Origin of the sequence: Acidipila sp. EB88 (assembly GCF_003858395.1) — a bacterium.
In the GTDB taxonomy this organism is placed as follows: Bacteria; Acidobacteriota; Terriglobia; order Terriglobales; family Acidobacteriaceae; genus EB88.
Map to the genome: position 1 here is coordinate 643218 of NZ_QWEV01000005.1, position 26095 is coordinate 669312.

The window sequence follows — 26095 nt, forward strand, 5'->3', positions numbered from 1 at the left end:
CCAAACCGGCGCCCTGCGGCTCGGCGTCGTTCTGCTTCGACTAAGTCGCCCCTGCGGGGTCTCGGTTCCTCCCAAAAGAAGTTTGAAAGCCGCAGCAAAGAACGCTGCTCAAACTTCTTTCGGGCCCCGCCAAGAAAGCACTCCTTGGCGCTTGGGAGCCGGGCCCACTCGCTCGCTTCGCGAAGGGTGACCCGAGCAGCTTACGGGAATAAACACGAAACGGAGATCACCACCATGTACTCAAACAAAGTCATCCTCATCGGATTCCTCGGCAACGACGCAGAAGTTCGCACCAACAACGACCGCAGCCTCACAACCCTCTCGCTGGCAACCAAGAGCTCCTACAAGAAGGACGGCAAGTACATCGAGCACACCGAATGGCACCGTTGCGTCGTCTTCGGCAAGCTCGGGGAGTTTGCCGCCACGCTCAAGAAGGGCGCACACATCCTCGTCGAAGGCGAACTGCGCAGCCGCAAGTACGAGAGCACGAAGACCAACTCAGAGCAGACCATCTGGGGAATCCGGGTGGACTCGATTCTCAAGCTGGATCGCGCGGCCAAGGCCGCCGTGGAAGACACCGAAGACGCTTCCGAGGAAGAGGCCGCATAGGCCACTTCCTCTCATCCGGGGAGTCCGGCATCGAGCCGGACTTCTCCGGCTGCTAAAGCCCCTTGTGATCGCGCTCGCAAAGAACCTGAACGGAGGTGGAACGATGAACGAAACAGCCAGAGACTTTCTCGCCCGTTGCTTCGCTCCGGGCTTGACGATTGCTCTCCTGCTTCGCACGGAGAGCCCGGCAAAGACGCAGCAGCGTGTGGTTACGTTGGAACAGGCGCTTGCGCCTCGTTACCTCGGCTGGCTCGCGCATGAGAATCACAACGGCGCGAACGTCTATGTTGCCGCCAATCCGCTTCGCTCCGGCAGCCGTAAGCGGACCAAGGAGTCTATCGACTCCGTCCGCCATCTTTACCTTGATATCGACGAAGACGGCGACGCCCGGCTCGCTGCGCTGCGGGCTTCGGATGCGGTGCCTTCGGCAACCACTATCCTCTCGACTTCGCCGAGCAAGTACCAGGTCTTCTGGCGCGTCGAAGGCTTCGACTTCGAGCAGCAGGAGTTGACTCTCAAGCGGCTTGCCCTTGCCTTCGGCGGCGATCCTGCTTGTACTGATTGCAACCGGGTGCTTCGCATTCCCGGTTTCCTCAATCGGAAGTATTCTCCCGCGTACTGCGTCACGGTCGAATACGGCAATGATGCTGTGTGGTCTCCCGCTGCCTTTCATCTGGATTCTCGTGTTCACGACGCCGCGCTGCCGCTTCGCGGTTCCGCGCCCTCTTCCTCTCACAAGGACACGCATTCTGAACATGACTGGGCTTGGGTCTGTTCCCAGCTTGCATCCGGCAAAGATGCCGGCAAGCTGACGCACGAACTGGCTGCGCGCCGCTCCGATAAAGCCAATCCTCTGTACTACGCCCAGCGGACCGTTGACGTGGCTTCCGCCCGTCAATGGCTCGTCGAAGGCGCGCCCATCGACGATGTCATCACCATGCTTCATGAGCGCCGCCGCTTTGAGCTTTCTACTGCACTTTGCTCCGCTCGTGCGCGGGAGATTGCGACCACCGCGCGCCGGATGGTTGCCCGTAGGAAGATCGCCTGAATTCATCAATCCAAGGAGAACGAACATGCCACTACTCGAAGTCATCCAAACCCGTCAGATCAGTGCCTCAATTCGGTTGACTGATTCCACCGCAACGCAGGTCGATCAGTACGCCGCTTTCATCCGCGCTTCTGCCGACGATGTCGTCGAGCAGGCGCTGTCTTATGTCTTCACAAAAGATCGTGACTTCCAGGAGTTCCTGAAGTCGCCCGAGGCACAGAAGATCACGCCAACCCTGCGCATCCGTAAACCAGCCGCGAACGAGGCTGCGGAACCCGGAGTTCGCAAGCCGGTTTCCGCAGCATCTTTGCCGACGCAAGCAGCCGCATCTGTGGCGGGATCGAAAGCATGATCCCGCTTCAACATCTGTGGCAGAACCACAGCCGTGCTGCGCACGGGAAGAAGATTGACACTCCATCCCTCGGATGGTCGTGTTTTTGGCAAGCGCGAAAACGACTGTTTACGCGCTTGTAGTGCAACAGCTTAGCCGCATGCGTAAGACGACAGTTTTCATGAAGAAAACAGTTGTTTACGCGTCATGGAGGTACCCATGGACAGCAATCGGTCACAGATTCCGGGCATAGATGTGAGGCTTGCCCGGTCTTCCGGACGCACTGGTCGAGATCGGATGGCTAACGCCCGTGTCACGGCGAAGGAGCAGAAGGAGCTTCACCGAGCCGCGAACGCAGAGGGCAAATCGCTCAGCGAGTGGGCTCGCGATGTCCTCTTGCGTGAAGCTCGCCGACCGTCAGGAGACGCGACGTTTACCGAGCTGGTCGCCACCCGCATGTTGCTCGTGAACCTTATCAAACCTCTCGTTCTTGGGGAGAAGGTCACGGCAGCATGGATTACCGAAGCCATGACGATGGTCCGCAAAGAAAAGTACAAGGCGGCTCGGGAAGTCATGCAACAGTACACCCAACCGACAGGAAAGGAGTAAGACATGGCAACGCAATGGGGACGCAAAGAGACGATCATCTGGCCACCACATGCACCGATCATGAGCTACACCGCGCTTGCGACGGCTCTGGTTTGCACGGTGTTATTCGTATGGCAACGGCTCAACTACGGTCTGGAACCGTTGCAGCATTCCTACATCTCCGAATACCTGAGAGCGTCTCTGGGAGCCCCCTTCCACGCAAACGGCCAGTACCGGATGATCTTCCTCGGAGGCCTGACAGCGAAGCCTCGTCTAGCCCTTCCCGTGGACTTCGCACCCGGAGCAATGACGCTTCCCGGTGGGCTTGTAGTGCCGTATCGACTTTCGGATCTTCCCACCTCGCAAGGCTATTCGTTCCCGTTTCGAGGGATGCCGCATCAGGCGACGGATGCTGCGATGTACTCCTGGCTGCGCGATGCGATCTTTGAGCGGCACGGCCTCTGGAGAACCTTTCTCATCAGCTTCATTGAGGGCGGTGTTTGCCTTGCTCTCTTCCTCGGCCTCGCCATTCCAAAGGACATTCAGCGCTACCGACAGATGAAGTATGGCCGAGTCTTACGCGGGCCTCGAATGCTCGACCCAAATGAATTCAACCGCGTCGAGAAGGGGGATGGTCTGGGCTTCAAAACGACCGAAGCGGACAAGATGATGCGTATCCCTCTCAAGAAAGAGGCACAGCATCTTCAGCTCATGGGCGATACAGGCGTAGGCAAAACGCAGCTCATCATGCAGTGCCTCCGTCAGATCCGAGGGCGTGGAGATTCCGCCATCGTCTATGACCCCGCTTGTGAGTACATCCAGCGTTTCTACGAGGCCGACCGGGGCGATATCGTCCTCAATCCGCTTGATGCGCGTTGCCCTTATTGGGGGCCAGCGCAGGAGATGGAGTCGAACGCCGAAGCCGATGCGATTGCTGCCTCGCTCTATCAGCCGAAGACCGACAAGGTGGACGAGTTCTTTCACGAAACCCCGGCCCAAATCTTCGCCCATCTGCTCAAGTTGGGGCCGACGCCACACCAGCTAGCCAAGTGGATGGCGAGCGACAAAGAGCTGGCCAAGCGTGTCGAGGGAACGGAGATGGCGTTCTATATCGACCGAAATGCTGGCCCACAACGCGCAGGTGTTCTGTCCTCTCTGGGACTCGTCGCTAGGTGCTTTCGGCTTCTCCCGGAGCGTGACGAAAAGCGTCCTGTCTGGAACGCGCGCACATGGTCTAAGAACCGTCAGGGATGGATCTTCATCACGTCCCGTCCACCTGAGCGGGATACCCTCCGACCACTGCACTCCCTCTGGATCGACTTGCTCGTCATGCGGCTGCTGACTGCGCCCCAGCCGGGACAGAAGCCGGTGTGGTTTGTGATCGACGAGCTGGCTAGTTTGCAGAAGCTCCCTCAGCTTCACACAGCAATCACAGAGAACCGCAAATCTCGGAACCCTCTGATTCTCGGCTTCCAGGGCAAGGCACAGCTCGAGGTCATCTATGGCCACTTGGCTGAGGTGATGCTGTCGCAGCCAGCCACCAAAATCTTCATGAAGACCGCCGAGCCGAAAGCTGCGGAGTGGATATCGGAGGCGCTCGGCAAGGTCGAAATCGAACGCCTGAAGGAGACGAAGTTCGACGGAACCCGGTCGGGACACAACTTCACCGTGGAACGTCAAGTTGAGCCTCTGGTCATGGGTTCAGAGATCACGGGGCTTGATGATCGCCACGCGTACTTGAAGCTCGGAAACAATGTCGCGCGGTTCGCCTTTGACTACCTTGATCTTCCAGTTCGGGCGGCAGGATTTGTCCCGCGTCCGAGCGCAGACGGAGGCATGAAATTCAACCCGGATACGTTGGAGCCCGTTGGCAAACCGGCCCCCAAGCCACCGGCAGATGAGACGCCAGAACCCGTTGCGCCTGCTGAGAGTTCTGGCCCATTTGACCGTCAGCTAGCACCTACTTCCGTCGCTCAGGCCCCGTCCCAGGAGCGTGCGATTTCGCCACTCGAACCGGCTCCGCCCGAGGTGAACGAGGAACTCGAAGAGGTGGAGCAAGAGCAGCCTCAAGGCCACCAGTGGATACGGGAGCACTAACCCATGCTCGCTATCTCGAAGCCATTAAATGCCGGACAGGCGCAGACCTATCACAAGATGGATTACACCTCTCCCACGCAGAGCTACTACGCGCAGGGTGATGTGGTGAAGGGTGAGTGGCAGGGCAAGCTCGCCGAGTCCATGGGACTGTCGGGTGAGGTTTCCGCGCAAGAGTTCTCGCGATTGACCGAAGGGCGGCATCCGCTTACAGACGAGCAGATGGTGCGGCATCGGATCGCCACGGAGTACACGAACCCGGATGGCTCTGTGACTAAAGCCGTCGCGCATCGCGCAGGTTGGGATGCGATGTTCGCTCCGGCGAAGTCCGTATCCCTGACAGCTCTCGTCGGCGGTGATGATCGTATTCGTGAAGCGCATCGGGCGGCGGTCGTGACCGCGCTCGACGAACTTGAAAAGTACACGCACGCTCGGATCGGCGGGAACAATCCAGCAGATCCGAGCGGTCGCTTCGTAGTTGCGAAGTTTGAGCATGACACGGCTCGCCCGGTCGATGGCTACGCTGCTCCACAACTCCACACGCACGCCGTCATCTTCAACGTGACACAACGCGCGGATGGCACCACGCGGGCTTTGCAGGAGCAGCCATTTTTTGAAAGCCAGAACTTTGTGACAGCGGTCTACCAGTCGGAGTTGATGTACCGGCTACGCTCCTTGGGATACGAAATCGAGGCTGGAAAGAGCGGTGCTCCCGAGATCAAGGGATACAGCGAGGAGTATCTGAAAGCGTCGAGTCTTCGTCGGGGAAAGATAGAGGAAGAGATGGAACGTCGGGGCGTGAGTGGTCCTGAAGCGGCGGAGATTGCGGCACGGTCCACACGGGAGAAGAAACATACGCTGACGCCTGCCGAGGTGCTCGCTGCCCATCGTGAAGTGGCCGCTGAGTTTGGAAACCAGCCTGAAACGGTGGTCGCTGAAGCGCGAGAACGATCCCGCGCGAACGGCCACAACCCTGACCAGGCGGGACATGCCCGCGAGGCCGTTTCTTATGCCCGCGCGAGTCTGTTCGAGCGCGAAGCCGTGCTCGATGAGCGCCTCCTTTTGCGTGATGCACTTCGCCGGGGTATGGGGGAAACGACTTACCAGCAGGTCCGCACGGAGTTTGAAAACCGGCGCGCGGCTGGAGCTTTCCTTTCCGTTGAAGCACGCAAGCATGACTCGGGACGTAGCTTTACGACCGCCGAAACGATTGCGGCCGAGCGGGAGAATCTGGCACAGGTTCAGAATGGCAAAAACAGCGTAGAACCGATGATGTCCGCTGAACTGGCGCAGCGTCAGGCAAACTTTCGTGACTTCCTAAACGACTCGCAGCGGCGGGTTATCGAGGAGATTCTGAACTCGCCCGATAAGATTCACGGTCTTCAGGGGCGGGCAGGCTCAGGCAAGACCACCGTCCTTCTGAGAGTGCGCGAGGGTGCCGAAAAGAGCGGCTATGTGGTGGAAGGATTCGCCCCAACCTCGCGCGCTGCCGCACAACTCCGCGAGGCGGGCATCCAGGCGAGTACGCTCCAGAGCTTTCTGGCTCGAAGCTCCCCCGGCAACGAAGACCCGGATGTACGCCGCCTCTATATGGTGGACGAATCAAGTCTCTCCAGCACCCGGCAGATGCGGGACTTTCTCAACAAAATCACCTCCAACGATCGGGTTCTGCTGATAGGAGATACCCGTCAGCATCAGGGCGTGGATGCCGGGCGGCCCTTCCAGCAGATGCAGGAAGCCGGAATGCGAACCTCTGAGCTTGATCGCATCATGCGTCAGAAGGATGCCGGTCTTCTGAAGGCGGTCGAACACCTTTCCAGGAATGAGACTCTCGAAGGTATTGCCCTGTTACAGCAGCAGGGACGGATCACCGAATTGACAGATCGGCGGGATCGCATCGCGGCCATTGCGCGGGACTATGCCGAACGCCCGGACGGCACAATCGTCGTCTCCCCGGACAATCGAAGCCGTCAGGAAATCAATGAAGCCATCAGAGCCACGCTGGCTGACAAGGGTGTGATCGCAAGGGAAAATCATTCCCTACAGGTGCTCAGTCATCGTTCAGACATGACTGGCGCCGACCGCACTTGGGCCGCTCGTTACAACGTCGGCGATGTGCTGGAATACAGCAGCGGGAGCAAGTCGAATGGTATCGAACGAGGAAGTCAGGCAACGGTGCGGGCCGTAGACGCCCCGACAAATACGCTGACCGTCGAACTCGCGAATGGAGAGATCATCGCATATGATCCGAAGCGGCTTCGAGGGGTGAACGTCTTCCAGGTACAGGCGCGAGACTTCGCCTTTGGAGACCGGCTGCAATTTACCGCGCCGCAGAAGGAACAGGGTATAGCCAACCGCGATCTTGGCACGATCCAACGACTTGAGGTCGGACGGATGACCGTACGAATGGACGGCAAGGAGTCACGCTCGGTCGAATTGGATTTGTTGAAGGTCCGGCAGTTTGACCATGGATATGCGGTCACGTCGCATAGCTCCCAAGGCCTCACATCGACGCGCGTTCTCGCTCACTTCGATACGGATGGGCCCCGTCTCCTTATCAACTCTCGCTTGGCTTATGTTGCAATCTCTCGCGCTTCAGAAGACGCCCATGTGTACACCAACGATGCCATCACGCTTGGCCGTCGGCTCGCAGTAGATGTTTCGAAAACGGCGGCGGTAGAACCTAACTCGAGGCATGATTCGGCTGGACAAGAGCGAACAAAGGATCGTCCAGACGCGAAGAGCCAACGTGCAGATTCTGCAACCAACCGTGAGGTCAAGGTGCATGAATTCGCAGATAGCGAGCATCGCTTGGCGTCAGTAGCCTTGGCTTATGCTGAACAACGAGACCGGGCCGTTGTTGTGGCGAGTAATCCAGAGGAGAGGCGTGAACTCACGGCGCTCATTCGCTCCGAGTTGGTGGAGCGTGGCTGGTTGGGGCGCGATAGCCAGTCAATCCCTGTCGCCGTTGAACGCGATATCGGCAATCGTCGGCTGGCGGCGAACTATCTGCCGGGCGATCAGATTGAGTACAAATCAGGCAGTCCCAAGGAACACGGCATCGCTCACGGCAGCACTGTCACGGTGGTGACTGTGGACCGCCAAGCAAATCTACTTACGGTCTCGACGACCGATGGCACGGAGACCAACTTGAATCCGGCTCTTCTCCGGAAAGCTACAGACGAGAGCCGAGTCTATCGGGTAGAGGCACGAGATATCGCTGAGGGAGAGCGCATCCGTTTTACTGCAAATGACCGAGAACGTCATATACGCGCCGGAGACTTTGCCACAGTTCAAGCAATCGGGACGGATTCGACACTTTTCGTCCGACACGACAACGGCACACATCAGCCGGTTCGTACCGATGATGCCTTAGCGATCGATCATGGGTACGTGGATTCTCGGGTTCCTGGACGCCCTCTGGATCGTCTTTTCATCACAGGCGAAAGCGAGAAAATTAATCAGCAGCAGTACAATCACCTGTCGTCTCAGGTTCGCGAACTGGAGATGTATGTTTCGCCCGGGTCCAAGCTTGAGCGGATCGCTCCGGCGCAGGAATTGCATGTGCCGACGAACGTAGAGGTCATGCGCGAAGGATTTGGGCTAGGCCGCTAGAAGGGCGACAACCGCAATAATCGGGGTTATCTCATCTTTGTGCCAGCCGGTCCGCGCGCAAGAGTTAGGTATGTAGCAGTCCAATGAGCGGAGCAACTTCTTCTTCGAGATCCCCTTAGATCTCAAAATTGCTCAATCCCACGCCGACGAGTCGGTAAAGCTGTCCTTCGTCAAATCCCACACGATCGCAAAGTTGGAGCCCTAGAGCAGTAAAAGTCTCAAAATCCGTAGGAACCACTTTGGGAGTCACGCTGCGTGTGAGAGAACTGATTCCTTCGTCTTCAACTTCAGAACCACAGTTCGGCCCCGTCGAGAATTACCCTGTGACGCAGCCCACACCTTTTCTACCAGTCCCCGGATATGTGGTTCGCACTCCGCTAACTGTATGTCGTCGGGAAAGGTGCCGGTTGTCGGGAAAACCCGCTGATTACGACAAGCGGTTTCCTGGGACGTAGAACGCACGTCGTGACAGCCTTGATGACTACTGGAACAAGGTCTACGGCCAAAATCATGCCGTCATGGTCATTACAGGGTTTTACGAGAACGCGCCGCTTCATCTTTATGAGCATCGCGAGTTGGGGCCAGATGAGAAGGCTAAGAATCTCGTCTTGGAATTTGATCCTGAACCATCTAGCAATATGCTCGTAGCCTGCATTTGGGATCGTTGGACGAGGCCGAACGAACCAGACCTCTACTCGTTCGCCGCGATTACGGATGAGCCGCTTCCCGAAGTTGCTGCGACGGGACATCAACGGACGATCATCACGATTCAAGAGTGATACTTGTTTGAGTGGTTAGCACCGAACACGCTAAGCAAAGAACGGATCGAGCACATCCTCTCGGATAAAGAGTCTCCGTACTACGTTCATCAGATTGCTGCGTAATCCTGACCCGCTGCGAACGATCTTCCTAGCGCTTCGCTGTTCGTCCTGACGAGGGCTGGGGAACAAGATTTGCTAAATCAGCAACGCTTCGGACACGCTGCTGGAGTAACGATATTCCACGGTTGAGATGGGCTCGAAAGTAGCCTTCAAGATCATCCGTTCCAAGACCATCTTGATGTAGACGCTGCTGAAGGAGTGAGATATACAGAGCATCGTACTCGCCCAGTAGCGTATAGCGGTTAAACTCACGCTCCTCCTCTTCAAATTCATTGGGATTAGGAACCTTAGGTTCCTCCAGCGAGAGACAAAATCCCATGCGACATAAGAGGTTTGGAGTCAGTCCAGTCTTTCCGGCGAGGAATCGCAGGCGATTCGACGCATCTTTCGTAAGTCGAATTTTAGTGAATCGCATATTGTTTCTTCTCTTTGAAATATCCGTTGCGGACCTGGGTGCTCTGAGAGTTCATGTCGAACGCCAACTCGTAAGATCTCGCAATAGAGTCTTTGAGTAAAGGCAGAAACTCAGCGTCTATTTCACTATCGGTAGAGAGAATGATCACTTGATGGCTGGCTTGGGGGAAATAACGCTGCCCCAGTAGCTCTCTGTGGTCTCGATCCAGACGTGCAAGTGGAGTATCAATGATCATCGGCAGTGGTCTGCCCGAGACCCGTGCAAGCGCCCACAAAATCGATATCGCATAGATTTGTTTTTCGCCAGCGGACAGCTCACTCTTGGATATTTGCCTCGAATGGTTGTCTCGAATCGTCACCTGAAACGTTGTTGGATTGATAACGATAGTGCGTTCAATCCGTTTTCGAGAAAGTAAGTTGAAGCATGTCGTAACTTCTGCTTCGACTTCTTTGATCTTTTTCGTGATGAGCGCGTTTCGAAATTCAGTCAAGACGCCCTGCACCCTCAGTGCTTTCTCAAGGGAATGGCGTTGTACATTGCTTGTTGCTAGATTATCGACCGCCTTTGCATAGCTGCTCTCCGCCCGATCTCGCGCCTCGCTCGCTTGTTCAAGCTCCGCACGCCGGAGAGCTGCCTCCGCGCCGGCTTCCGCTAATCTTCTTCTTGAGTCGCTGAGTTTATCAACAAGCGGCTGTAGCACATCATCCTGCGGCGCCCGGGCTAGATCTCGCTCTACCTTCTGCTGTTCGCGATACAGTGTTTCTAGTTCTAAGGAGGCCGCTTTCATCGATTGCGGCAATGACTCCAGTGCAATATGGGCCCATCCCCGAATGTTCTGTTCTTGATCGTTCGAGAGATCGTGAACGATGGCGTCTTCTTCCCGGACGGAAGGCTGGTGAGTTTTCTTGATGGCACCAGCTATCGCGCTAAACTCATCGAGCGAGCTTAGGGGGATAGACTTGCCTCCGCGCTTAATTTGGATCTTGCGGAGTTGAGTGAGCGCTGCTTTCGCCGCATTGGTCAATGTCTCATCGACCACGATGCCAACCCTGATGTCTTGCTCCAACGTCAGTTGGTCTAACAACTTCCTAAGAAGCTTTGGCGCAAGAGCAACCGGAAGTAGCGCATGAGACTGCTCTCGAATCAAACATTCAAGCGCCACCACGCGCACGCCGATTTGACGTTTTCTCTCCTCAAGCTTTCCCCGGTTTCGAGCGTAGCTGCCACCTTGCTCCTGTAGCTGCTGCTCGAAAGCTTGCACTTCGGAAATAAGGGATTCTACTAGCGCGCCTGCATTATCCGAGTCCTTTGCCGCAAGCTCGCGTCGAACGCGTAGGGACTCAGCTACATTATTGAGCGCCTCCAGGTCGGAAGCTGATTCATCCTCGGCGGCGGCTCTCTGTACTGCGCGGGAGCGATAGATGTTGAGATCGGCACTCAGCTTCTCGATAATGTCAGTTCCTAAAAGGTTCCGTACGGCTTCAGACAGTGTCCTCTTGTCAGACTCATCTTCAGCGAGCAATTGGACCTTTTCGCCATCAAAGAAGAAAAGATCGGAGACTCCGATTGGGATTAGCTCTTGCACAAAATCCTGCCAATGAGCTGCGTCCACATCTGAAACCGGAGTGCCATCCGACGACAGCTCGAAGTGCTCTATCACTCCGCCACTCTGCTTTCTCTCCCATCTCCTACGGCAGACGTAGGTCCGAATACCGTGCTGATCAGCGTAATCGAACTCTATCGATACGAAAACTTATTGGACTCGTCCGCACGTCCGCGTCAATCCTAGTCCGCACAGATGTACCTGTTCGGTAAACCCCATTCGACCGATTTTGAGGTTGGATGCCAGCGGAGGATGACATGACAGAACTGCGGAAGCCGCCTGTCTCAGAGAAGCCGATCTTTGGTCCTGGAGCAGACCCCCTCTTAGATTGCCACAAAGCTGCAGCGTTCCTTGGAGTTCATCCCAGGACGCTTCAACGCATGGTCTTGCGCGGCGAGATTCACGCTGTTCGCGTCGGCAAGCTGTACCGCTTTGTCCCGTCCGCCATCCAGGAATGGGTGCTCGAACACAATCTGGCAAGCTGACCGCCCCTGTAGGGCACTGAACAGTTTCGCTGGTTTCCTCCGGGGCAATCCGATACGCTTGAAACAGCCATTTGTGCCGGGAAATCAGGAAAGGACCTGATGGAACGAGCACGTTATCAATTCGGAAGTCTCACACGCAAGAAGCGGGCGAAGGGATCAGACGCCTGGGAGTTTCGGTACTACGAGTCGACAGCAACAGGGACGCGGGAGCGGAGAACGGCAACCGTGGGCACCGTCGAAAAGTACAAGACCAAAGCTCTCGCGCAGAAGGCCGTCGAAGCTCTTCTCCTAAAACTGAACGCTGAAACCCCACAGCAACAGATGGCCGTGGTGACATTCGGTGCCATTTGCGACCGATACCTTGAGGAAGAGTTGCCGGAACGATACTCGACGGCGAAGTCTTACCAGTCGAATATCAAGAACTACCTCAAGCCACGCTGGAGTGATTATCTGCTCGACAAGATTCGGCCCATGGCGGTCGAAGATTGGTTGAAGAGCCTCTCGATGGCACCGAAATCGAAGGCGCACATCCGGAGCGTGATGCACCTCATGTTTGAGTGTGCGACGCGCTGGGAACTCTTCACCGAGCAGCGGAATCCAATTGCTCTCGTCCGTATCAAGGGCGGAAGCAAGCGCCAGCAGCGCCCCATCATCCTCACTGTGGATCAGTTCGAATCCATCGTCGCGACACTGCGAGAGCCGTATCGAACGATGGTGCAAATCGCCCAATGCCTCGGCCTTCGCGTCAGCGAAATCGCAGCGCTTCAGTGGGACGACTTCGATTTTGAGAAGAACCAGCTACTCGTGCAACGGAGCATTGTGAGCGGGCGGGTGGACGATATCAAAACCGAATACTCCCAGGACTATGTTCCGCTCCATCCCAGCCTCACCAAGATCGTTCTGGCATGGAGCAAGCAGGCTGTACCGACAGAGGAAGGCTGGGTCTTTGCCAATCCGATGACGAACCGCCCGTACCATCCGACCGAGATCCAGAAGCGTTATTTGCGCCCCTCTGGATGCTGCACGGTCCAATGTCCGACATGTGGCTCCCGTCCAGGTGTCTGGTGCTGGCAGGATGGTCCAACCGCCAACGGCAAGCGAGTCCTAATTCATGAGGAGCGCAAGCTAGCAGCAGGGAGACTCGGCGAAATCGGCTGGCATACGTTCCGTCACACGTACCGTTCGTGGCTGGACGAGACCGGGGCACCGATGAAAGTACAGCAGGAACTGATGCGTCACGCGTCGATTCAAACGACCATGAATGTCTATGGACAAGCTATGTCGAGCTCGAAGCGGGAAGCGAATGGGAAGGTCGTCGAGATGGTGCTCAAGCCAATGCAAGCGAGCGCCTAAAACGGCGGTTTTTATTATTGGGAGTTTATGGGAGTTTGTTCGAAGAGTCCGAATCTCGTAAGTTGTTGAGAGATTTGGTTGCGGGGGTAGGATTTGAACCTACGACCTTTGGGTTATGAGCCCAACGAGCTACCGGACTGCTCCACCCCGCTTTTTGATATTAACAATGGTGCCCTCCTACGTCAACCAAGGCTCCGAAAGCACCGGCTGCTGCCCTCTATGCCTGCGCCTACAACAAGCGCGCAGACTGCCCGCGGCCTTCCTCAACGATCCATTCCACCAGCGCGTCAAAGTCCTCCAGGCGCGAGCGGTGGTTGGTAATCGAGACCCGGATGGCATAGTCACCCGAAGCAAGGGTCGTGCCGCTAATCAGAAAACGCCCGCTCTCCTGCACCCGCAGCACCACCTCGCGATTGCATGCGTCGAGTTGAGCCGCAGTGCGGGCGTGGCCTGCCGGCACATACCGGAAGCAAACGATATTCATGGCGCGAGGAGCCAGCATCGCAAGCTCCGGATGCTGCAGCACTCGCTGCTCCAAGTGCTCGGCCTGCTCCATGTTCTGCGCGATCAGCGCACCGTGCTTGCGCAGCCCGTGGACGGAGAGTTGCATCCACACGCGCAGCGCCTTGAAGCCGCGCGACGACTCGATTCCGCGGTTTGCAAACGACAACCCGCCGGAAAGCACGCCACGTGTGCTCCACTCCATGTACGCGGCCTCAGCCGCAAACGCCGCATGGTGGGCCGCGCGGTCGCGCACCAGCAGGCAGCCCGTTTCAAAGGGCAGCGACATCCACTTGTGCAGGTCGAACGCTACAGAATCGGCCCGCTCCAGGCCATCCATCAACGAGGCGTAGCGAGGCGCCAGCTTCAGCAGCGCGCCAAAAGCGCCATCCACGTGCATCCAGAGGTCCTGCTCGTCGCAAAGTGCGCGCAACGCGCGCAGGTCGTCCACGGCTCCAAAGTTCACCGTGCCCGCATTGGCAATCAACGCGAACGGCTGCTCCCCCTGCGCGCGGTCAGCGGCTATCTGTCGCAGCAGCGGTTCTATTTGGACCCGTCCCGCAGCATCGACTGCCACGCTGCGCAACGAGCGGCGCCCAAGCCCCAGCAACTCCATCGCTTTCGCAGCCCAGCCATGCGTCTCGGTCGAGGCATACACCAGCATGCGAGGGCGCCCGCTCAAACCTTCTTGCCGGACGTCGTACCCGGCCTTGGCCGCGCGCGCCACTGCCAGCCCCAGCAGGTTTGCCATGGTAGCGCCGCTTGTCAAGATGCCGCTCGGCTGCGCATGTTCCGCCGCGCCGGCACCTTGCATGCCAAGGGCCTCCGCAAGCCAGCGCAGCACGGTCTCCTCAATGTGCACCGGCGCCGTAAAGCCTGCGCCCACATGCGCGTTGGCTGCGGATGCAATCATGTCCGCCAGCATCGCCACGGGCGTGCCCTGTCCGCGCACCCATCCCCACGCGCGCGGGTGTCGGTTCGCGCTGGTGTACGGCAGTACGCGGCTCGCCAGTTCCGCGTACACCGCACCCAGCGACCGCTCGGCTATGGGCGCGGGCGCCTCCGCAATCGCTGCCTGGATCGCCGCCGGCATCGGCTGCCACACGGCCTGCTCGCGCACGTGCTGCATCTGCGCAATCGTGTCGTCGAGGATGCGGTGTGCTTCCGCTGAGAAGTCTTCCCAGGCAGCCTCGCTCGGAGGATCCAACGAGAGCTCCGCTTCCGGATTCGCGGACCCAGGCGTTTCTGTATCTAAAGCAGTTGCATTTGAGGAGGATGCAGAACCGCGTGACCGGAGACCGTCCACTCCTGCTTCTGTGGAAGCATCAAGCGCCACGGATTGCGACGCACCACGCCGCCCGTTGTGCGTCAGGCGACTGTCTCCGGCCGGCTCGTCCTCGTGCGCTTCCCTGCTGCCCATCTCAGACAATCCGCTCATGCTGGTAACCCGCCTCGGTCAGCGCCATCCGGATCTCCTCGATATGGGCGGCACCGCGCGTTTCCAGCGTGACATCGATCACCGTATTCCCCAGGTTCACTCCGTAGTACGCACGGTCATGCGAGGTCTGCACGATGTTGGCGCGTGCCTCTGCCAAAATCTTTGTCATGCCGTGCAGCGCGCCGGGCCGGTCCGTCAGGTGGATCCGCAGCCGTGTACGTCTGCCATCCTTGACCAGCCCTCGCTCAATCATCATTGCGAGCAGGCTCACATCAATATTGCCACCGCACACCAGCACCGCCGTACGCTGCGGCGTAGCCATCGCCGAGAGCGAAGTCTTGCGCTGCAGCAGCGCCGCCAGCGCCACCGCGCCCGCACCCTCCGCAAGCGTCTTCTCGCTCTCCAGCAGCACCAGGATCGCCTGCGCGATCTCTTCCTCATCCACCGTGACGATCTCGTCCACGTAACGCTCCACCAGCGGATACGTCAGGGTTCCGGCTCGTCGCACGGCAATGCCGTCGGCAATCGTCGGCATCGGCTTCAGCGTGACCGGGCCGCCATTCTCCCGCGCCCGCAGCATCGAAGGCAGCCGCTCTGTCTGCACCCCGATCACGCGAATGCCCGGCTGCAGCTCCTTCAGCGCGCACGCCACTCCGCTGATCAGCCCGCCGCCGCCGATCGGCACCACCACGGCCTCAAGGCCGGCGATCTGGTCCAGCAGTTCGATCCCGATGCTGCCCTGCCCGGCAATCACTGCCGGGTCGTCAAACGGGTGCAGAAAGGTCAGGCCGGCTTCCTGGCTGATGCGCAGCGCCTCGGCATACGCCTCGTCATAGTTCGCGCCATGGAGGATCACCTCGGCGCCATAACCGGTCGTGGCTGAAACCTTCACCAGCGGTGTCATCTCGGGCATCACGATGCGCGCCCGCATGCCGTGCGCCGAAGCGTGGAAGGCCACGGCCTGCGCGTGATTGCCGGCGCTTGCCGCAATCACCCCGCGTGCCTTCTCTTCCTGGGTAAGCGTCAGGATCTTGTTGAGCGCGCCACGTTCCTTGAAGGCGCCGGTGCGCTGCAGGTTGTCGAGCTTCAGGTACACGCTCTGGCCTGTGAGCTCGGACAAGGCGGCCGAGTACGGAGCCGGCGAGCAGTAGATGCTCTGCCGGATCCGCGCATAGGCAGCCTGCACATCCTCAAGGGAGACAGCAAGATCGGATTGCAGCGAAGAAGTCCCTGGCGGCATGGAACTAGTGTCGCCCAGCCGCCCGCGGGACGCAAAACAAGGAGGGGTACTTAAGCTACTGTCTTGAGCTGCGAGTGCGCCTCAGACGGCGCGATGCGATAGCCACGCAGGCCGTAGAAGATCACGAAGAGGTAGCAGAGGAAGGGCAGAACCAGCGCGTGATGAATGCCGATCCGGTCGGCCAGGAAGCCCATGATGACCGGGAACAGCGCGCCACCCACGATTGCCTGCACCAGCAGTCCGGACCCGCGGCTCGTCAACGGTCCCAACTCCGCCACGCCCAGCGTGAAGATCGTCGGGAACATGATTGAGTTGAAGATGCCGATGGCCAGGAAGGTCGCGACGGCAAAGTAGCCCGTGCCCAGCAGCGAGCACAGCACCAGCACTGCCGCGCCAACGCCGCACACCGCCAGTACCTTGGACGGCGCAATGCGCTGCATCAGCGCCGAACCCACAAACCGGAACACCATCATCAGGCCCCAGTAAATGGAGATGACCTTGGTGCCCTGCTGCAGGCTCATGTTGCCGACAGTCGGGTCCGCGAAGTAGTTCGCGGCAAAGTTGCCGAGAGAAACCTCGGCCCCGACGTATACAAAAATCGCAATCGCACCCAGGTACAGGTGGGGGTGGTTCCACATGCTGTCCTGCTTGATGTCCAGGCTGGCCGGGCGGAAATCCCGCGTCACTTCAAGGCGCGGGAACTTGTACATGCCGATCGCAATGGCCAGCACGGCCATGATGATCGCAATGGCCAGGTAGGTCGGCTTGAAGTTCGCCGCCTGGTGAATGCGAAACGCCATCAGCGCCTGGCCGGTCGGGGCCGGGCCCTTCTCGGCGGTAACCACGCCGCCCAGCAGAAAAATGCCACCAATATAGGGAGCGACAAAGTCGCCCAGGGTGTTGAACGCCTGGGTCAGGTTCAGACGGCTGGAAGCAGTCTCGGGCGGTCCAAGAATCGTGACATACGGGTTGGCCGCGACCTGCAGCACCGTCACACCGGCTGCCAGCACAATCTCTGCTGAAAGAAACAGGCCGTATTTGCCGAAGCTTGCCGCCGGGAGAAACAGGATCGCGCCAGCCGCCATGGTCAAAAGGCCAACGATCATGGAACGCTTGTAGCCGATCCACTCAATCAGCTTGCCCGCGGGCTGCGCAAAGATGAAATAGGAGCTGAAGAACGCCAGCTGGATCAGCGACGCCTGCAGGTAGCTCAGCGCGAAGATGTTCTTCAGGTGAGGCGTCACAGCATCATTCAGGACTGTGCAGAAGCCCCACACAAAGAACAGTGTGGTGACCATGGCCATTGCGCTGTAATTGGTTGTTCCAGGAGCGTCGCCGAGGTTGCGGGTGTTGCCTACGCTTGTGATGGCCATCCGTGAAGAGAGTCGCTTTCCGCCGCAGCCTGTTTCAGCTGCCGTCTGCCAGGAGTTCTCTTCTCTGCAAGCGTGCCCGCACTCTATATACGGCGTTTGCTGCCTGAGAAGAATCGTCCTGATGCTACATGATCCGGCATACAGGTCGCTTTCAGTTTCTGCTGCGAAACAGTACCTTTTAGGGAGTCACTGCTCCAAAGTCTCTGAACCAGTGCATCCAGCTGAAACTTTTGCCGGGACTTACCGTCCGATAGCCAGTAGTTGCATCCTCCTCGCGGCCTAGAACGCGGGCAAAGACCAGGAGAATCGCGCATGCTCCATCCAAGGCTGATGCTTCTTTCCGCAGCCCTTGCACTTCCCCTTCCCCTGATTCATGCCCAGAATGCACCGGCTGCCCCCGCAGCTGCTCCAGCCGCCCGCGTGCTTGGCACGGTCACCGCGATCGCCGATGGCACGGTGACGGTCAAGCAAGAAGGCGCCGACACCAGCGAACGCACCGTGGCGCTGGTTCCTGAAACCCACCTTCTGCGGCTCGCTCCCGGCGAAACCAACCTCAAGAACGCCGCACCGCTCGACCGCGCTGACCTCGCCGTAGGCGACCGTGTGCTCCTGCGCATCGCCGCTGGCAGCCCCCCGGATCACCCCACCGCGAGCGTGCTCATCGCCATGAAGGCAGCGGAGATCAACCAGGCCCACCAGCAGCAGGCAGGGGACTGGCAGCGCCGCGGGGTAGCCGGCATCGTCGCCACTACTGATCCGGCTTCGGGCACCGTCACACTCAAGCCCCAGGGAGCCGCGGCCACGCCGCTGGTACTGCACACCACCGCGTCCACTGTGATCCGCCACTACGCACCCGACTCCACGGCCTTTGCCGATGCCCGCAAGTCGACCTTTGCCGATATTCACCCTGGCGACCAGGTGCGTGCCCGCGGCGACCACGATCCTTCCGGCGCGTCGCTTGTCGCCGAGGAACTGGTAGCCGGTTCCTTCCGCAACATCGCCGGCACCGTGGTCTCCACCGATGCATCCGCCAACACCGTCACGTTGACCGACCTCGCCACCAAGCACCCGCTCACGCTCCATGTGGAACCCACCACCCAGCTCCGCAAGCTGCCGCCCGAAATGGCGACCCGCATCGCGCACCGGCAGTCCGCTGCCACCGGTACCAGCACCGGTCCGGCCTCCGAGCCGGCCAGCCCTGCCCGCGCAGAGACGGCCGGCTCGCCTGATGCACCTCCCGGGCAGCGCCCCCGTGGCAACGGCGACCTCGCTGCCATGCTGCAGCATGCACCCTCCATCACGCTCCCCGAGCTCAACAAGGGAGACGCCGTCATGATCGTCGCCAGCGGCCCGGGCGCATCCACACCCACCGCCATCACCATCATCAGCGGGGTGGAGCCGCTTCTGCAGGGCTCCAGCCAGGACAGTGCCGGCCTTTTCTCCGCCTCCTGGAACCTTGGCGGAGGCGGTGCGGAAGGCGCTGCCGGAGGCGGACCCCAGTAAACGGCCGGCTGGTCGCCGCGTCTTTCTAAGCACTGCATCGCCCCAGGTCACCGCGCGAAAGCGCACCTGGCTAAGCGATGTACCGCTTTCAACAACCTGCTCCCGCACACGCTGTCCCGACCTCAGTTCCTGACACGCTGTTGTTTCACTCTGCACCCCCTGGAGCCCTGTGACACGATCCCGCACCGCTTTCCGCAGCCTGCCGATTCTGCTCGCCGCTGCCGCCACGCTTCCTGCCCACGCACAAAACACACCCCAGGTCACGCCCGGGCAGCCATCCACGGTTGCGCCTGCTGCGCCCGCAAGTTCGGGTAGCCTGCACGGCCTGGTTGCCGACCCCTCCGGCGCCGTGATTCCCGGCGCGATCATCTCCGTGACCGATACCCAGGGCCACACCCTGGCCACCGGCACTTCGGGGCAGGACGGCAGCTACGCCATTGCCAACATCCCGCCCGGCACCTATGTCGTGCTGTTTACCGCGCAGGGCTTTGGCCCGCTGTCCACCCGCTCGGTCACGGTCGCGTCGCGTGGCAACAAGCTGCTCAACGCGGCCCTGGTCATCGAAGTTGCCCAGCAACAGGTCCAGGTCACCTCTGACACCCCGACGGTCTCGGTTGACCCCGATGCGAACGCCAACAGCATCACCATCTCCGGCAAGGATCTAGACGCCCTGTCCGACGATCCCGACGAACTCTCCAACGAGCTCACCGCGCTCGCCGGTCCAGCGGCCGGACCGTCCGGCGGCCAGGTCTACATCGACGGCTTCACCGGCGGCCAGCTCCCGCCCAAGTCCGCCATCCGCGAGATCCGCATCAACCAGAATCCCTACGGCGCACAGTTCGACAAGCTCGGCTTCGGCCGCATCGAGGTGTTCACCAAGCCGGGCACCGACAAGTGGCACGGCCAGTTCTACTCGCAGGGCAACGCCCGCCAGCTCAACACCGGCACACCCTTTACCAAGACCATTCCCGACTACGACACCTTCCAGTACGAAGGCACCATCAGCGGGCCCATCACCAAGAATGCCTCGTTCTACGTCACAGCGCAGCACCGCAACATCGGCGACGCCAACATCATCAGCGCCTACCGGCTGCAGGGCGAGATCAACGGCGACTTCGCCGCGGGCGACTTCACCAACACGGCCGACTACGATGTGGCTCCCTACTCCGACTCCCTGGGCAATCCCCAGAGCCGCACCAACATCGCTCCCCGGCTTGACCTGCAGCTCGGCTCCAAGAACACCCTTACCGCCCGCTACCAGTACGAGCGCAACGCGCAAACCAACGAGGGCGTAGGGCAGTTCGCGCTCCCCTCGCAGGCCTACAACACCACCTCCAGCGAAAACACCATCCAGATCAGCGACACCGAGGTCTTCGGTCCACGCGTCATCATGGAGTGGAAGTTCCAGTCGCTGTTTGACCGCTCCACCCAGAGCCCGTCCTCGACACTGCCTACCGTGCAGGTGCAGGGCAACGAAACCTTCGGCGGCTTCTCCTCGCAGACCATTAGCGACCATACCGACCACTACGAAGTCGACAACCTTACCGAGCTGGCGCTGGGCAAACACTCCATCTCGTTCGGCGGCCGGTTCCGCGCCACGCGCGAAGCCAATGACTCCAATGGCTCCTTCAACGGCCTGTACACCTTTGCCGCACGCTCCTGCTCCACCACCACCGGCTGCCCGGTCGGCGGCGCCACCAACCCCTGCCAGTCCGGCACGGCGACCAGCGCAGGCTGCCAGGAGATTGCAGCTTCCCAGACCTACGCGCTGACGCTGCAGGGCCAGGGCACCGGGCAGACCTTCGCCCAGATCCAGGCAGCCGGCGGCGGTCCGTCGCAGCTTGTGTACGTCACGGGCTCCCCGAAGGCCGACGTCAACCTCGAGGACGGCGCCCTGTTCTACCAGGACGACTGGAAGTACCGCCCCAACCTCACTCTCTCGTATGGCCTGCGCTGGGAGACCCAGAACCACATCAGCGATCACAGCGACTGGGCGCCGCGCCTCGCTGCCAACTACGGCATCATGCGCCACGGCAAGCCCACCAAGGACGTGATCCGCGCCGGCTTCGGCTACTTCTACGACCGCTTCGCCATCGCCCAGGTGCTGCAGGCCGCGCGCGTCAACGGCATCGTGCAGCAGGAAGCCGTGATCCAGAACCCCACCTGCTATCTGCCCAATGGACTGCCCGGCACCGCGGCGGCCATCACGGCAGCCTGCGGCGCGGCCTCCAGCGCCGTCACCACCTCCGGCAACAGCTCCGTTTCCAATGCGATCTACCAGGTCGGGCCTAACCTGCACGCCCCGGCCAACATCCAGGAGTCGATCGGGCTCGATCACCAGCTCACCCGGACCTCGACCCTGTCGCTGACCTACATCCACTCGCATGGCGCGCACGCCCTCGACACCATCAACGCCAACGCGCCATACGCGCCGGGCTACAACGCCGCGCTCGGCAACGTCTACCAGTACTTTTCTGAAGGCGTCTACAACCAGAACCAGCTCTTCCTCAACGGCCGCGTGCAGATCAACCGCTCGCTTTCCATGTTCGGCTTCTATGGCCTGTCGTATGCCCGGGGCGATGTCAACGGCATCACCAGCAACCCGTCCAACTCGCTCGATCTGAAACAGGACTATGGCCGCACCAGCAACGACGTGCGCAACCGCCTGTTCATCATGGGCTCCTACTCCGCGCCGCACCTGGTGCGGGTCTCGCCGTTCATCGTGGCGCAGTCCGGCGCACCCTTCAACATCACGGTCTCGCAGGATCAGAACGGCGATTCCCTCTTCACGGACCGCCCTGCCTTTGCCGCCGCCGGTTCCACCGGCGCCAACATCGTCACCAACAGCTACGGCACCTTCAACACCGCGCCCACCACCGGCACCGCGCTGATCCCGATCAACTACGGCAATGGTCCAACACTGTTCACCCTCAACCTGCGCCTCAGCAAAACCTGGGGCTTCGGCCAGAAGCTGCAAAAAGCCGCCAACCCGAACCAGGGCGGCGGCCAGCCCGGCGGCGGACCGCCCCCGGGTGGTCGTGGCGGCGGCGGTGGTGGTGGTGGCCGCGGGGGTCCTGGCGGCGGTGGCGGCATGTTCGGCGACAACGGGAGTTCGGGCCGCCGCTACAACTTCACGCTCAATGCCCAGGCGCTCAACCTGCTCAACATCGTCAACTACGCGCCGCCCACGGGCACCATTGACTCGCCGCTGTTCGGCCGCTCCAACCAGCTCGCCGGGCAGATCTTCTCCTCGCCCGACGGAGCCGCCGCACGTCGTATCTTCCTCCAAGCCACCTTCGCCTTCTAGGCTCGCGCCGCGCCGCGCACCGCCAGCAAACCGGGTGCCCCACGTCTCGCCTCCGAGACGTGGGGCACCACCAGCCCAGGCGCTGCCACCCGGCAAGCCTTCCCATCCGCAACCAGTCATCCTCCCCGCCGCGCCCCTAACCAACGCCCGACCCTCCACCCCGTCAAACCAAAAATTGACGCTGGCTCCCCGCCCTCGTATCGTGAAAGACATGTCGCTCGCACCCGCCCAAAGCTGTTGTCTCTCCGCGCACGCGGCCCGGGCGCTCTAAAGGCGACGTTCCTCCTAGAACACACCCCGCGAAGGCCCGCCCGGCACCATACCCAGGCGGGCCTTTCGTTTTACCGTACGTTGACCCAGCACCGAGGACCCATGCCAGACCAGAACGCCCCTGCTGCCCCCGCTCTCAAGGAAACCAAGGCCCAACGCGTCGAACGCCTCAAGGTCGAAAAGAACCCGTGGGATGTTTTTGACGAGGTGCGCCAGTTCGCCCGCGAAGGCCGCTCCAGCGTTCTGCCCGAGTGGGCAGGGGTCTACTTCAAGTGGTGGGGCGTGTACACGCAGGGCGATGGTGCCGGTGTCACCGGCGGCAAAAACGGCGAAGGTCTCGCGTCTCCGTACTTCATGATGCGCATCGCCTCACCCGCCGGGCAGCTTTCCTCCGAACAGCTTCGCGTCATTGCCGACATCACCAGGGTGCACGCCCGCAACCTCGCCGACATCACCGTCCGCCAGAACATCCAGCTTCACTGGCTCACCATCGAGTCGCTCCCCGAAGTCGTCGACGCTCTGCTCAAGGTCGGCCTCTCCCCCAAGGGCGCCTGCGGCGACGTCGTTCGCAATGTGACCAGCTGCCCGCTCGCCGGCATCGACGGCCACGAACTCTTCGACGCCGCGCCGCTCGCCGTCCAGGTCGCGAACGACCTGATCGGCAACTCGGCCTTCTACAATCTGCCCCGCAAGTTCAAGATCTCGGTGACCGGTTGCCCGCTCTGGTGCTCCTACCCGGAGATCAACGATATCGGCCTCACCGCCACCATGCGCGGCACCGAGGAGGGCTTCTCCATCCGCGTAGGCGGCGGCCTCTCCAAGGAACCGCATCTGGCCGTCAAGCTCCCCTGCTGGGTTCCGAAAGACGAAGCCTTCGCTGTGACGCGCGCCATCACCGAGCTTTTCCGCGACCAGCAGGGTTTGCGCGAGAACCGCGACCGCGCCCGGCTCAAGTACCTCTTTATCAAGGAAGGCTGGACCGCCGAGACCTTCCTCGCCGACGTTGAGCGTCGCCTCGGCCGCAAGTTGCCCGCGCCCGTCGACGAGATCGTTCCGGACGACGTCCTGCGCGACCACGTCGGCATTCACCCCCAGCGCCAGCCCGGCCTTTCCTCGGTCGGCGCCTCCGTGCTGCGCGGCCGCCTCACAGGCGACCAGCTTACTGCCTGCGCCGAGCTCGCCGACCGGTACGGCAAGGGCGATGTCCGCCTCACCGTCGGCCAGAACCTCATCTTTGTCGATATCGACACCGCCCGCGCCAACGAGCTTGCCGCTGCCCTGGGCCAGATCGGCATCCGCGTTGAAGGCTCGCAGTTCTGGCGGGGCGCCGTGGCCTGCACCGGCACGGAGTTCTGCAAGCTCGCGCTGACCGAGACCAAGGGCTTCACTCGCTGGCTCGTGGATGAGCTCGAAGAACGCATCCCGGCCTTTGACCAGCAGCTCCGCCTCCACGTCACCGGCTGCCCCAACTCCTGCGGCCAGCACTGGATCGCCGACATCGGCATCGAAGGCAAAAAAATCAAGCACGAAGGCAAGCTCGTCGACGCCTACTACTTCTGCGTCGGCGGCTCGGTCGGCCAGCATGCCGCGACCGCCCGCCCCGTGGGCTACCGCATCCCGGCCACCGACGTGCCCGAAGCCATCGAGCGCCTGCTCAATACCTACCAGGGCAAGCGTCTCGGCGAGGGCGAAACCCTGCGCGCCTACTTCGCCCGCCACTCCAACGAAGAGCTGCGCGCCCAGCTTGCCGGCGAAGCCGTCGCCCCGGTCGACCGCGATGCCGCCATCAGCGGTCCTGCCAGCTCGGACATGTAAGGTACGAAGCGTCGGCGCGGGAACATAAGTTCCCACGCCGCTTGCGCAACCGGGTGAACGCACGTAGTTCGATCTGTCATCCTGAGCGCAGCGAAGAACCCGCGTTCGGCTGGCAGCTCCAGGAGGTTTTGCCGATGAGTCTGCTTCCCGTCTTCCTCAAGCTCAATGGCCGCGCCGCCCTGGTTGTGGGCGCGGGCGAGGTCGCCTCCGGCAAGATCGAAAGCCTCGTCGCAAGCGATGCCCAGGTCACTGTGGTCGCACCCTGGGCGAAGCCCGAGATCGAGCGACTCGCCGAACGCGGCGCCATCACCTGGCATCGGCGCGAGTTTCAGGACACCGACCTCGACGGGCAGTTCATCGTCATCGCCGGCACCAACTTCCAACCCATCAACCAGCACGTCTACCGCCTGTGCGCGGAGCGCGGCATTTTGTGCAATGCCGTCGACGACATTCCGCATTGCGACTTCTATTACGGTTCCGTGGTCGCGCGCGGCGACCTGCAGATAGCCATTTCCACCAACGGCGACTCGCCTTCGCTCGCGCAGCGCCTGCGCCACGAGATTGACGCCCAGCTTCCGCGCGATCTCGGCCCCTGGCTCCATGCCATCGGCCGCATCCGGCAGGATGTACTTGCCGCCTACCCCTCTGGCGAGCCCCGCAAGCTGCTGTTGCAGCAGCTCGCCCACCGTTCCGCCTGCCACTCCGAAACATGCCCGTCCCGCGAGCTCGTGTTGCCACCCGTGCCCCCCGCGACAGCAACCAGGCCCACGGCAGCAACAACAGCGCCATCCGCACCCACCGAGCAAGTCAGCGTCTGGCTGGTCGGCGCAGGCCCCGGCGACCCTGACCTTCTTACCGTCAAGGCTGCGCGCCTGCTCGCCGGCGCCGACCTGCTCCTGCACGACGACCTTGTGCCCGACGCCGTGCTCGCCCTTGCCCCCGCAACCGCCGAAATCGTAAACGTCGGCAAGCGCTGCGGCCGCGCCTCCATCACCCAGGCGCAGATCCACGAGCTCATGCTCGCAGGCGCCCGCTCCGGCCGCCGTGTCATCCGCCTCAAAAGCGGCGATCCCCTGCTCTTCGGCCGCGCCGGCGAAGAGATGGACGCACTGCGCGCCGCCAACATCCCGTTCGCGGTCGTGCCCGGCGTCACCGCAGCCTCTGCCGCAGCCGCTGCCCTGCCCTGCTCACTTACCGACCGCCGCGCCGCCTCGTCCATCCTGCTCGCCACCGGCCACACCGCGCCCGACGAGCCACGCAATCCCGAACCCACCCGCGTCGTCTACATGCCCGGCCGCGACCTTACCGCAATCGCCCGGCAATGGAGCGCCGAGGGCCTGCCTGCCGACTACCCCTGCGTCCTGGTCTCGCACGCCGGCCGACCCGACCAGCAGTCCACCCGAACCACCCTGGGCCTGCTCCATCACACCGCGCCCGGCCCCGCACCCGTGCTGCTCATGGGCGGCGCCGTTTTCGCAGAGCAGGCAGAAAACAAGACCCCCTACGCGGGAAGCGGCCACTTCGTGGCGGGTTCACCTGAAACAGGAAAGCCCAGCATCTCTCCGGAATAACTATCCGGAGAGATGCTGGGTTTAGTCCTAACGTAGACACGTCCCGAAGGGACCG

The 26095-nt window shown here is 61.0% G+C and carries 19 protein-coding genes, 1 tRNA gene and 1 pseudogene; 13 read left to right on the forward strand and 8 right to left on the reverse strand.

The annotated features are described in order from the left end of the window. The first annotated feature begins 234 nt into the window (after nt 1-234). From D1Y84_RS03535 to mobF, 6 genes are all read left to right on the forward strand, one after another. Nucleotides 235-609: a single-stranded DNA-binding protein gene (locus tag D1Y84_RS03535; RefSeq protein ID WP_124847299.1), complete on the forward strand. Its 375-nt coding sequence runs from the start codon at nt 235-237 to the stop codon at nt 607-609. Between the two features lie 103 nt (nt 610-712). Continuing rightward, nucleotides 713-1657 carry a RepB family DNA primase gene (locus D1Y84_RS03540; RefSeq protein ID WP_124847300.1) on the forward strand — a complete coding sequence of 315 codons (945 nt, stop codon included), beginning with the start codon at nt 713-715 and terminating at the stop codon, nt 1655-1657. A 25-nt stretch (nt 1658-1682) separates the two neighbouring features. Beyond that, on the forward strand, nt 1683-2009 hold the full coding sequence (locus tag D1Y84_RS03545) for a hypothetical protein (protein WP_124847301.1): 327 nt from the start codon (nt 1683-1685) through the stop codon (nt 2007-2009). Between the two features lie 198 nt (nt 2010-2207). Beyond that, a complete protein-coding gene (locus tag D1Y84_RS03550; RefSeq protein ID WP_124847302.1) occupies nt 2208-2597 on the forward strand; it encodes a hypothetical protein in 390 nt (129 codons plus the stop codon). A gap of 3 nt (nt 2598-2600) precedes the next feature. Further along, entirely contained in the window at nt 2601-4673 is a 2073-nt protein-coding gene (locus tag D1Y84_RS03555; RefSeq protein WP_124847303.1) for a type IV secretion system DNA-binding domain-containing protein, read from the forward strand. Nucleotides 4674-4676: 3 nt separating this feature from the next. Further along, nucleotides 4677-8285 carry a MobF family relaxase gene (gene mobF / locus D1Y84_RS03560; RefSeq protein WP_124847304.1) on the forward strand — a complete coding sequence of 1203 codons (3609 nt, stop codon included), beginning with the start codon at nt 4677-4679 and terminating at the stop codon, nt 8283-8285. Nucleotides 8286-8400: 115 nt separating this feature from the next. On the opposite strand, the gene D1Y84_RS18835 is transcribed toward mobF, so the two are convergent. Both D1Y84_RS18835 and D1Y84_RS18840 read right to left on the reverse strand, forming a co-directional pair. Next, complete coding sequence (locus D1Y84_RS18835; protein WP_370245800.1) at nt 8401-8556, reverse strand: hypothetical protein; 156 nt, start codon at nt 8554-8556, stop codon at nt 8401-8403. Beyond that, nucleotides 8532-8747, reverse strand: a complete 216-nt coding sequence (locus D1Y84_RS18840) for a hypothetical protein (protein WP_370245696.1) — start codon at nt 8745-8747, stop codon at nt 8532-8534. Before D1Y84_RS18840 ends, D1Y84_RS18835 begins: the two co-directional genes overlap by 25 nt. 5 nt (nt 8748-8752) lie before the next feature. Between D1Y84_RS18840 and D1Y84_RS03565 the strand changes: the two are divergent. Then, nucleotides 8753-9064 (forward strand): annotated as a pseudogene (locus tag D1Y84_RS03565) (SOS response-associated peptidase family protein); the annotation flags it as partial. A gap of 130 nt (nt 9065-9194) precedes the next feature. Here D1Y84_RS03565 and dndE read toward each other — a convergent pair. Further along, a complete protein-coding gene (gene dndE, locus D1Y84_RS18845; RefSeq protein ID WP_124847306.1) occupies nt 9195-9581 on the reverse strand; it encodes a DNA sulfur modification protein DndE in 387 nt (128 codons plus the stop codon). Continuing rightward, nucleotides 9568-11322, reverse strand: a complete 1755-nt coding sequence (gene dndD, locus D1Y84_RS03575) for a DNA sulfur modification protein DndD (RefSeq protein WP_124847307.1) — start codon at nt 11320-11322, stop codon at nt 9568-9570. The genes dndE and dndD overlap by 14 nt, the downstream gene beginning before the upstream one ends. 119 nt (nt 11323-11441) lie before the next feature. Here dndD and D1Y84_RS03580 point away from each other — a divergent pair, with 119 nt between their 5' ends. Then, nucleotides 11442-11669: a helix-turn-helix domain-containing protein gene (locus D1Y84_RS03580; protein WP_158615298.1), complete on the forward strand. Its 228-nt coding sequence runs from the start codon at nt 11442-11444 to the stop codon at nt 11667-11669. Between the two features lie 225 nt (nt 11670-11894). Then, complete coding sequence (locus D1Y84_RS03585; protein ID WP_158615299.1) at nt 11895-13022, forward strand: site-specific integrase; 1128 nt, start codon at nt 11895-11897, stop codon at nt 13020-13022. A 75-nt stretch (nt 13023-13097) separates the two neighbouring features. Here the strand turns inward: D1Y84_RS03585 and D1Y84_RS03590 are convergent. The 4 genes from D1Y84_RS03590 to D1Y84_RS03605 all read right to left on the reverse strand — a co-directional run bounded on the left by D1Y84_RS03590 (nt 13098) and on the right by D1Y84_RS03605 (nt 17574). Then, a tRNA-Met gene (locus D1Y84_RS03590) sits at nt 13098-13174 on the reverse strand. Between the two features lie 77 nt (nt 13175-13251). Further along, nucleotides 13252-14730: a pyridoxal-dependent decarboxylase gene (locus D1Y84_RS03595; RefSeq protein WP_233581077.1), complete on the reverse strand. Its 1479-nt coding sequence runs from the start codon at nt 14728-14730 to the stop codon at nt 13252-13254. Nucleotides 14731-14944: 214 nt separating this feature from the next. Next, the gene (gene ilvA, locus D1Y84_RS03600) at nt 14945-16201 is read right to left on the reverse strand and encodes a threonine ammonia-lyase (protein ID WP_124847310.1); all 1257 of its coding nucleotides are present in this window, start codon (nt 16199-16201) and stop codon (nt 14945-14947) included. A gap of 50 nt (nt 16202-16251) precedes the next feature. Beyond that, entirely contained in the window at nt 16252-17574 is a 1323-nt protein-coding gene (locus tag D1Y84_RS03605; RefSeq protein ID WP_124847311.1) for a sugar MFS transporter, read from the reverse strand. Nucleotides 17575-17886: 312 nt separating this feature from the next. On the opposite strand from D1Y84_RS03605, the gene D1Y84_RS03610 reads away from it, so the two are divergent. From D1Y84_RS03610 to cysG, 4 genes are all read left to right on the forward strand, one after another. Beyond that, on the forward strand, nt 17887-19077 hold the full coding sequence (locus tag D1Y84_RS03610) for a hypothetical protein (RefSeq protein WP_124847312.1): 1191 nt from the start codon (nt 17887-17889) through the stop codon (nt 19075-19077). Nucleotides 19078-19246: 169 nt separating this feature from the next. Further along, entirely contained in the window at nt 19247-22384 is a 3138-nt protein-coding gene (locus D1Y84_RS03615) for a TonB-dependent receptor (RefSeq protein WP_124847313.1), read from the forward strand. 372 nt (nt 22385-22756) lie between these two features. Continuing rightward, nucleotides 22757-24469 carry a nitrite/sulfite reductase gene (locus D1Y84_RS03620; protein ID WP_124847314.1) on the forward strand — a complete coding sequence of 571 codons (1713 nt, stop codon included), beginning with the start codon at nt 22757-22759 and terminating at the stop codon, nt 24467-24469. 134 nt (nt 24470-24603) lie between these two features. Continuing rightward, nucleotides 24604-26040, forward strand: a complete 1437-nt coding sequence (cysG, locus tag D1Y84_RS18310) for a siroheme synthase CysG (RefSeq protein ID WP_124847315.1) — start codon at nt 24604-24606, stop codon at nt 26038-26040. Nucleotides 26041-26095: the final 55 nt, after the last annotated feature.

Bases quoted from the DNA above. Each gene is read 5' to 3' on its own strand.
- D1Y84_RS03535 (WP_124847299.1), top strand. From the start codon at position 235: ATGTACTCAAACAAAGTCATCCTCATCGGATTCCTCGGCAACGACGCA.
- D1Y84_RS03540 (WP_124847300.1), top strand. From the start codon at position 713: ATGAACGAAACAGCCAGAGACTTTCTCGCCCGTTGCTTCGCTCCGGGC.
- D1Y84_RS03545 (WP_124847301.1), top strand. From the start codon at position 1,683: ATGCCACTACTCGAAGTCATCCAAACCCGTCAGATCAGTGCCTCAATT.
- D1Y84_RS03550 (WP_124847302.1), top strand. From the start codon at position 2,208: ATGGACAGCAATCGGTCACAGATTCCGGGCATAGATGTGAGGCTTGCC.
- D1Y84_RS03555 (WP_124847303.1), top strand. From the start codon at position 2,601: ATGGCAACGCAATGGGGACGCAAAGAGACGATCATCTGGCCACCACAT.
- mobF (WP_124847304.1), top strand. From the start codon at position 4,677: ATGCTCGCTATCTCGAAGCCATTAAATGCCGGACAGGCGCAGACCTAT.
- dndE (WP_124847306.1), bottom strand. From the start codon at position 9,581: ATGCGATTCACTAAAATTCGACTTACGAAAGATGCGTCGAATCGCCTG.
- D1Y84_RS03580 (WP_158615298.1), top strand. From the start codon at position 11,442: ATGACAGAACTGCGGAAGCCGCCTGTCTCAGAGAAGCCGATCTTTGGT.
- ilvA (WP_124847310.1), bottom strand. From the start codon at position 16,201: ATGCCGCCAGGGACTTCTTCGCTGCAATCCGATCTTGCTGTCTCCCTT.
- D1Y84_RS03605 (WP_124847311.1), bottom strand. From the start codon at position 17,574: ATGGCCATCACAAGCGTAGGCAACACCCGCAACCTCGGCGACGCTCCT.
- D1Y84_RS03610 (WP_124847312.1), top strand. From the start codon at position 17,887: ATGCTCCATCCAAGGCTGATGCTTCTTTCCGCAGCCCTTGCACTTCCC.
- D1Y84_RS03620 (WP_124847314.1), top strand. From the start codon at position 22,757: ATGCCAGACCAGAACGCCCCTGCTGCCCCCGCTCTCAAGGAAACCAAG.
- cysG (WP_124847315.1), top strand. From the start codon at position 24,604: ATGAGTCTGCTTCCCGTCTTCCTCAAGCTCAATGGCCGCGCCGCCCTG.